Source organism: Candidatus Thioglobus sp. (assembly GCF_028599055.1).
Classification (GTDB): Bacteria; Pseudomonadota; Gammaproteobacteria; order PS1; family Pseudothioglobaceae; genus Thioglobus_A.
Window position 1 is genome coordinate 1 of sequence record NZ_JAQRMS010000060.1, and the last position, 7,602, is coordinate 7,602.

Here is a 7,602-nt window from a genome sequence, read left to right on the forward strand (position 1 = left end):
GAGAAGCAAATCGAACTCGGGCTAGACGAAGCCCAACTCAAACAATTTGACACCTACAAAACCCAATATCAACAATCTTTTGCCATTTATATTAACCCAGCCAAAAAAACCCACGCTGCCACTGAGCAAAAAAAGGGTAGCGTCCCCCCTTTTTCATTGCGAACTTTGTAACTCTTTAATGTAAGTCAAATGAACTTCCTGTAATTTCTCCATAAATTTACCAAAATACTCAAGCGGAAGTTCGGATGTAAACTGCTCGCGTGTTCTGCTATTTTGATCTGAAAAACCAATAGACTTCGACGGCTCGAACGTGACACGGGCATGAGAGACAGAATTTCTGATGTGGCGCAAAAAATCTACCTTTTGCTGATCGCTGCGATAAGTAGTATGCACATTTTTTGAATTCTGTTCGAGAAAGTCGTTTATCTCAGCTACCTTGCTTGGGTATTTTTCGAATATTAGTTCTCGCGGTATCACTAGCATTGCATACAGCGACATTAATGCTGATCCCTGATTATCAACACCAATATTCTTGAGTTCTTTCTTTATTGCTTGAACGCCAAAACTCATTCCTTTGAAGAAATCTGAATCAATGAAATTATTGCTCCGCAATTCAGCGAATAGGGCGACGCTAATGTATGATTGAAATAAAAGATTATCCTCTTGGCTTAGCATTTTGCCTCCTTCTGTATGATGGCTAACGGCGTGGCAATAACCCGCCTAGTAAATTTATTTAGAGTTTACTCTATTTTAAATTCCCTAGGTCGGGTTGATTGGCTTGTTAGAGTGCCGCAGGCGGTCTGACAAGTTAATCTACTATTGCCACGCCGTTAGAGCCGACCGCTCTGCGGTCGGCTCAAAGTACGATAAAAATATTAGCAATATCAGAAACGGACTTCTAGCAAATTTAAGTCAAGAAACGGCAGAGAAAGTAGCTTATAAGAATGCTCGAAGATTGTTAGATCTGCATTAAGTTTTTACTTTAAGCCACCACAGTAAAATTAGCAACTGAGCAATCAGTAACGGTATAACTGAGAGTAATACCATTTCCCAGCCGTAGTTAAAGACAAACCAGCCGGCAGATAGTGAAGCCAAAGCCTGAACGCTAAAAATTAGAAAGTCATTTAACGACTGAACTTTGAATTTTTCACCTTCTTTATAGGCGCGTGGCAACAGGCTAGTGCCGCCAATAAACAAGAAATTCCAGCCCAGGCCTAGCAAAATTAATGCCAGCCAATAATTATTGAGTGCGTGGCCTGAATAGGCGAGAGCAACACAAGCAAAATAAATAAGTATACCTGTTAACATCATTTTTCCTAGCCCCAACCACTTAACAATGAACGGCGTGAATAGTGAGGGTAAGAACATCGCAATCACGTGTGATTGAATAACAAACTTGGTCTGCTCTAAGGAGAATCCGTCGATCACATGCATGCTCATGGGGGTGGCGGTCATCAGATAGCTCATCACCACGTAGCCAATTGCAGCACTAGAAATAGCAACAATAAAAACCGGTTGTTTGATGATGTTAGCCAAAGGTCGCGTATTTGACCGATCTTTTTCTTCAGTAAGGTCTGTTTGTTGATAAAACCACAAAAGACCAAAAGCAGCAAAGAAGCAGCCACTTAATAAAACAAAAGAACCGACAAAATCAGTGACAAACAAACTCTTGCCCAAGGTGGCAATTTCAGGCCCTAAAAAGGCCGACACCAAGCCACCAATCAACACGGCAGAGGTGGCGGTGGCACTGAGGTTTTCGGGTACACTTTCAATAGCAGCGAAACGAAATTGATTCATGGTAGCGGTGGTCAAGCCAAATAAAAAAGTAGCCAAGCAAAATAGATAGAAAGACTCAGCTCGCAAGGCAACGATGGCTAAAAAGATAATGGCCAATGTGTAAACACAAACGCTCAAGAAGGTTTTGCGTCTGCCAATAATTGACATGACGCGATTTATAGGAATAATAAAACTAGCCGTACCAACTACTAATAGGGCTACTGGCAAGGTTGATAAGCTATCTGTGGGCGCTAAAGATTGACCAATAATGCCACCCAAAAAAATTACAAAAACACTTAACGACATAAACAAAGCCAGGCTGGCAGTTAGCAGCCAAACGTTACGGGGTAGTGCAAACATTTATTGTTTAGTAGGTCGCTTCCAGCTTGGGAAAGGTCTTTGTTTCGAGCGGCTTAGTGTGAGTTGTTCTGCTGGCGCATCAGAAGTGATTGTGGATCCAGCGCCAATGGTGGCATTTTTACCAATGGTAACAGGTGCTACCAATTGAGAATCAGAGCCGATAAAGGCGCCATCATCAATCACAGTCTGGTGTTTGTTAACGCCATCATAATTGCAAGTAATAACGCCAGCGCCGATATTGACCTTGTCACCCATGGTGGTGTCACCCACATAACTCAGATGTGATACTTTTGATCCCTTGCCAATGGTGGATTTTTTAACTTCAACGAAATTGCCAATTTTGGCATTTTCACCAATATTGGCCAATGGACGAATTCGGGCAAATGGGCCGATGGATGCGCCATTATTAATAACAGCATCTTCAATAACAGAGTTTGCCAATATCGACACATTATCGCCAATTTTGGCGTTTTTTATTGTGCAATTAGGCGCAATTGTTGTATTGTTTCCTAGACTTACTTCACCCTCTATTAAGGTGTTAATATCGATTTCACAGTCTTTGCCAAAGCGTAAGTTTCCACGACAATCGAATCGAGCCGGGTCTTTTAGCGTGAGCCCTTGTTGCATATATTGGCTGGCTTGCTGCTGCTGAAAAACGCGCTCCAATTCTGCTAATTGTACTTTGTCATTAACACCTGCCACTTCAAATTCATCGTCTGTAATGACTGAGGCGACTATTTTGTTATCATTAACAGCAGACTCAATGATATCTGTTAAGTAGAGCTCGCCTTGGGCGTTGTTGGTGTCTAGATCCGCTAAATATTGTTTAAGCAGTTGAGTATTCACAGCCATAATGCCGGTATTCACTTCGCAGATTTTAAGCTGTTCAGGGGTGGCGTCTTTTTGTTCAACAATTGCCTGAACGACGTTATTCTGTCTAACAATGCGCCCATAGCCGGTCGGATTATCCAAAATAACAGATAACAGGGCAATGCCAGTTGACTGTGCAGCATCAATAAGCTGCTCAAGGGTTGCTTGTTGAATAAGAGGTACATCGCCATATAAAATTAATGCAATGGTGTTGTCTTTAATATGGGGGGTTGCCTGTGCTACAGCATGGCCGGTGCCTAATTGTTCAACCTGCTCTACCCAATTAATTGAATTGTCATTAATGGTTTGCTGAACCTGATCACCACCAAAGCCATAAACCACATGCACTTGTTGGCTGATATTTTTTGCCTGAGTAAGCACATGACCCAATAAGGTGTTATTCGATAAGGTTTGTAATACTTTTGGTTTGGATGAGTTCATGCGCGTGCCTTTGCCCGCTGCAAGAATGATGGCGTGAATGTTGCTCATTTAAAAGTCTTCTACAATAGGATTTTGATCGAGATATTCTTCGGTAATGCCGGGCACAATAAAGGTAATGGTGCCAACAACTTGCCCGTCTTTACGCCCTACATTGTAAGTGGCTGCGCGCATGGACAAAGGTGCGTCTTTAAAAATATCTGCGAATTGACGAGATTTTCTTGATTGAGTAACAAAGGCTTCTTTACTAATGAAGGTGTATTTAATGCTGTGTTTTTGATAGGCCTCGTTTTCAAAGTCAGCAATCATTTTGGTAAACTCGTCTTTGTTAAACGTGTTGGTGCTTACTTCTAAAATGTCAAATTTGTCAGCGCCATCTTCAATTAAAACTAAATCAAATTGTGTTTTTAGCGCATGAAACATTTTCTTGACTTTACTCACGTCAGTTAACGGCATCATTAGCACGGTAGAAACTAGGCGGTCATTTAAGAATCTGAAGGCAAGCTCTGCCGTTTCACCTGCAAGCGAATGCTGTGCAAGGCAAAGCGTTCCTTGTTCGTATCTGGCTGAACAATCTTCAAGGGTGTGTGCTTTTTGTAAAAAAGCCTTAGGCATGCCGACGACATATTGCTTATACAATCGGATTTGCTCGTTAGCAATACTGTGCGTTGAAAATAGAAATAGCAGACTTAATAATAACAAACGTTTCATCATAAAACTTAAGGTTTAAACTTGACTCATATTGTAAACGCATCAGGGCGTAAATACAATAAAATTACAAGCATGGGTAATTCTTGTTTTCACTGCGGACTCGCGGTTAATAATCATAACCGTATTCAAGCAAATATTGATCAATCACCGCAGGATTTTTGTTGCGCTGGTTGCGCCAGTGTTTGTCAAACAATTCATCAAAGTGGACTGGGCGCTTTTTATCAGCAACAAACCAGCTCTGTGTTGCCGGCCGTTGAGCTTGAGTATCCACTAGAATTTTATGATGCACCGGCTTTTCAGCAGCCTTTTTTGGAAGTGGCTGATGAAGGCGAAAAGATTATCACCCTAATTAGCGACACCATCCATTGCGCCGCCTGTGTCTGGCTAATTGAAAGGGCGATCGGATCTCTCGAAGGGGTGAATTGGGTGCGTGCTAATTTAACCGATAAGCGCATTAGAATTAGCTGGCGCGATGATGAAATCCAGTTGTCGGTTATTATGCAGCGATTGGCTGATTTAGGCTATGGCGCCATGCCTTATGAACAAAATATTGCTGAGGCAATTGCCAATAAGGCCAACAAATCCATGCTCTATAAAATTGGATTTGCTGCATTCACCATGATGAATTTGCTATGGATTTCTATTGCTATGTACACCGGCGCTAGTGATGGAAAATACCATCAATATTTTCAATGGCTTGGTTTTGCTTTGGCCACACCAACGTTATTTTATTCGGGTTTGGGTTTTTTAACCAGTGCGTATAACGGCATCAAAAACGGCTTAATGAATATGGATGTGCCGATCAGTATTGGTGCGTTAACCACCTATTTTTATTCCGTATACGTGTTATTGGGATATTCCGCTAAAGGCGAGGTGTATTTTGATACAGTGGTTAATTTTATTTTTGTGATATTAATTGGACGATATTTAGAAAGCTCTGCCAAAAAATCATCCTTATCTGCCTCAAGTTCTTTGCAACAATTGCAGCCCAAAGTTGCTTTGGTGATTAACAATGGTGAAGAGCTGATCACACCAATTAGCGCCATTGCTGTTGATGATCGAGTCTTGATTAAGCCCGGTGAGCGGATTCCGGTTGATGGGCGTGTGATTGTGGGTACGAGTGAGACAGACGAATCATTATTGAGTGGTGAATCTAGGTCAGTTTCTAAGCAGGTGAATGATGAAGTATTTGCTGGTTCGGTCAATGGCCAGGGCGCATTGGAAATACAAGTCACCAGTACGTTGAAACAATCCGCATTAGGAAAGATTGTTAGTTTGGTGGAAAGCACTCAGCACAACAAAAGCTCTGTGGTTTGTAGTATTGACAAAATCATCCCTTATTTTGTCGGGGTGACGATATTCCTGGCAACTGCTACCTTTATTTATTGGTATCCAGATGACTTTGATTTGGCCCTGCTAAGTGCAACGAGTGTTTTGATTATTACTTGTCCTTGTGCATTTGGCTTGGCAACACCAATGAGTATTGCAGTTGCTAGTGCTGCCGCCGTTAAAGAGAAAATGCTGATTAAAAATAGTGATGTCTTGGAAGTGTTGGATCAAGTTGACTGGGTAGTGTTTGATAAAACAGGCACACTGACTTTGGGTGAATTTGAACTCACCCAAATTGAATCCGACCGGTCAGATTTATTACAAATAATGGCCAGTATTGAAAAGCGCTCAGAACACCCTTTGGCCAAAGCAATTGTTGCCAACAATACGCAGGCATTTTTGCCCGTGAGTGAGTTTAACTCTATACCTGGCCAGGGTGTACAAGCAACCGTTGCACAGCAGCAGTATAAGGTAGGGCGCTTATCATTTGTGTTAGATGATCATCCTATGGACGAGAATTTATTGAGAAAATCTCAAGCAATTGAGCAACAAGGCGCTAGCTGTATTTGGTGTGCTGATCAAGCAAACATATTGGGCTTTGTGGCCTTGGCCGACCAAGTTAAAGCGGATGCGAAATCAGTTATTTCACAATTGCATGCTTTAGGCAAGCAGGTGAGTATTTTAAGTGGCGACAGCCAGACAGTCACGCAACAAGTAGCTAAATCGTTGGGCATTAGACACGTCATTGCTCAAGCTTTACCTGAAGATAAGGCGAATTACATTAAGCAGCTGCAACAGGATGGTGCTCAAGTGTTAATGGTGGGCGATGGGGTGAATGACGCGCCTGCACTGGTTCAGGCTAATGCCAGTATGGCCATTGGCTCGGGTAGTGATGTGTCGGTTAATCATGCGGATGTGGTGTTGTTGAAATCAACCTTATCACCTATATTATCAATGATCAATTTGGCCAAACGCACCAACCAAACCATTAAACAAAATATTATTTTCGCTTTAATGTATAACGCATTTATGGTGCCGTTGGCAATGATGGCTAAGGTGACACCGCTATTTGCAGCGATTGTTATGCCAATTAGTTCGTTGGTGGTTATTGGCAATGCAACGCGACTACGAAAAAAACAAAACAAACTTTATAAAAAATAAAGCGAGCGGGATGCAAATAGTATATAATTTGTCCTCTTTCGAGATTTAACCTTTATTTAAGAACATGAAAACAGATATTCATCCTAATTACGACACCGTTAAAGTCATTTGCTCATGCGGTAACACATTCGAAACTCGCTCAACCGTAGGCAAAGAAGAATTACACTTAGATGTATGTTCAAGTTGTCACCCTTTTTACACAGGTAAGCAAAAGATTATGGACAGCGCTGGCCGTGTTGAGAAGTTTAAATCACGTTTTGGTTCGTTTAAACGATAAACCTAAAACGATTGATAAAAAGCCACATTTATGTGGCTTTTTTTATGCCCGATTGAGCGTGCCAGATAGGCAAATATCGTTATAATTATGGCATTCATTTTTTAAGTAATAAGCCATGTCATTTGATTACATTAACGCGCTATTAAAAAAGCCAACAACTCGCACGCCAATTTGGGTAATGCGTCAAGCAGGCCGATACCTACCTGAATATCGAGCAACCCGCAAACAAGCGGGCGATTTCATGAGCTTATGTAAAAACCCAGAACTTGCTTGTGAAGTAACCATGCAACCCATGGATCGTTTTGATTTGGATGCGGCTATTTTATTCTCCGACATCTTAACCATTCCGGATGCCATGGGCTTGGGTCTGTATTTTAGTGAAGGAGAGGGGCCAAAATTTGAGCGCCCTATTCAAACCTTGGCAGACATTGAGGCCATTCCATCAGAAGTCAATAATGACTTAACTTACGTGTTTGATGCAGTGTCTACCATTAAAAAAGCACTGGGTGATCGTGCGCCATTAATTGGTTTTAGTGGTAGCCCTTGGACATTGGCCACTTATATGATTGAAGGCGGCAGTAGTAAAGCTTTTGCTAAAACCAAAGCCATGCTGTTTAATGAGCCACAAATGCTGCATCTGCTATTAGATAAGTTGGCTGATAGTGTGATTGCTTATTTAG

Annotated in this window: 7 protein-coding genes; 3 read left to right on the plus strand and 4 right to left on the minus strand. The window is 41.7% G+C overall.

Annotation, left to right across the window (positions count from 1 at the left end; translation table 11 throughout):
* Positions 1-153: 153 nt before the first annotated feature.
* The 4 genes from PSN35_RS05020 to PSN35_RS05035 form a co-directional block, all read right to left on the minus strand.
* Positions 154-675 (minus strand): HEPN family nuclease, encoded by a 522-nt coding sequence (locus PSN35_RS05020; RefSeq protein ID WP_300030332.1) that lies wholly within the window; start codon positions 673-675, stop codon positions 154-156.
* Positions 676-969: 294 nt separating this feature from the next.
* Entirely contained in the window at positions 970-2,136 is a 1,167-nt protein-coding gene (locus tag PSN35_RS05025; RefSeq protein ID WP_300030335.1) for an MFS transporter, read from the minus strand.
* Positions 2,137-3,495: a bifunctional UDP-N-acetylglucosamine diphosphorylase/glucosamine-1-phosphate N-acetyltransferase GlmU gene (gene glmU / locus PSN35_RS05030; protein WP_300030338.1), complete on the minus strand. Its 1,359-nt coding sequence runs from the start codon at positions 3,493-3,495 to the stop codon at positions 2,137-2,139.
* Positions 3,496-4,155 (minus strand): hypothetical protein, encoded by a 660-nt coding sequence (locus PSN35_RS05035; RefSeq protein WP_300030341.1) that lies wholly within the window; start codon positions 4,153-4,155, stop codon positions 3,496-3,498.
* Positions 4,156-4,176: 21 nt separating this feature from the next.
* Between PSN35_RS05035 and PSN35_RS05040 the strand changes: the two genes are divergently transcribed.
* The 3 genes from PSN35_RS05040 to PSN35_RS05050 all read left to right on the plus strand — a co-directional run.
* A complete protein-coding gene (locus PSN35_RS05040; protein WP_300030344.1) occupies positions 4,177-6,645 on the plus strand; it encodes a heavy metal translocating P-type ATPase in 2,469 nt (822 codons plus the stop codon).
* 64 nt (positions 6,646-6,709) lie between these two features.
* Positions 6,710-6,922, plus strand: coding sequence for a 50S ribosomal protein L31 (gene rpmE, locus PSN35_RS05045; protein ID WP_300030347.1), 213 nt, complete (start codon positions 6,710-6,712; stop codon positions 6,920-6,922).
* A gap of 115 nt (positions 6,923-7,037) precedes the next feature.
* A partial coding sequence (locus PSN35_RS05050; protein ID WP_300030350.1) for a uroporphyrinogen decarboxylase family protein occupies positions 7,038-7,602 on the plus strand: 565 nt, incomplete at its 3' end.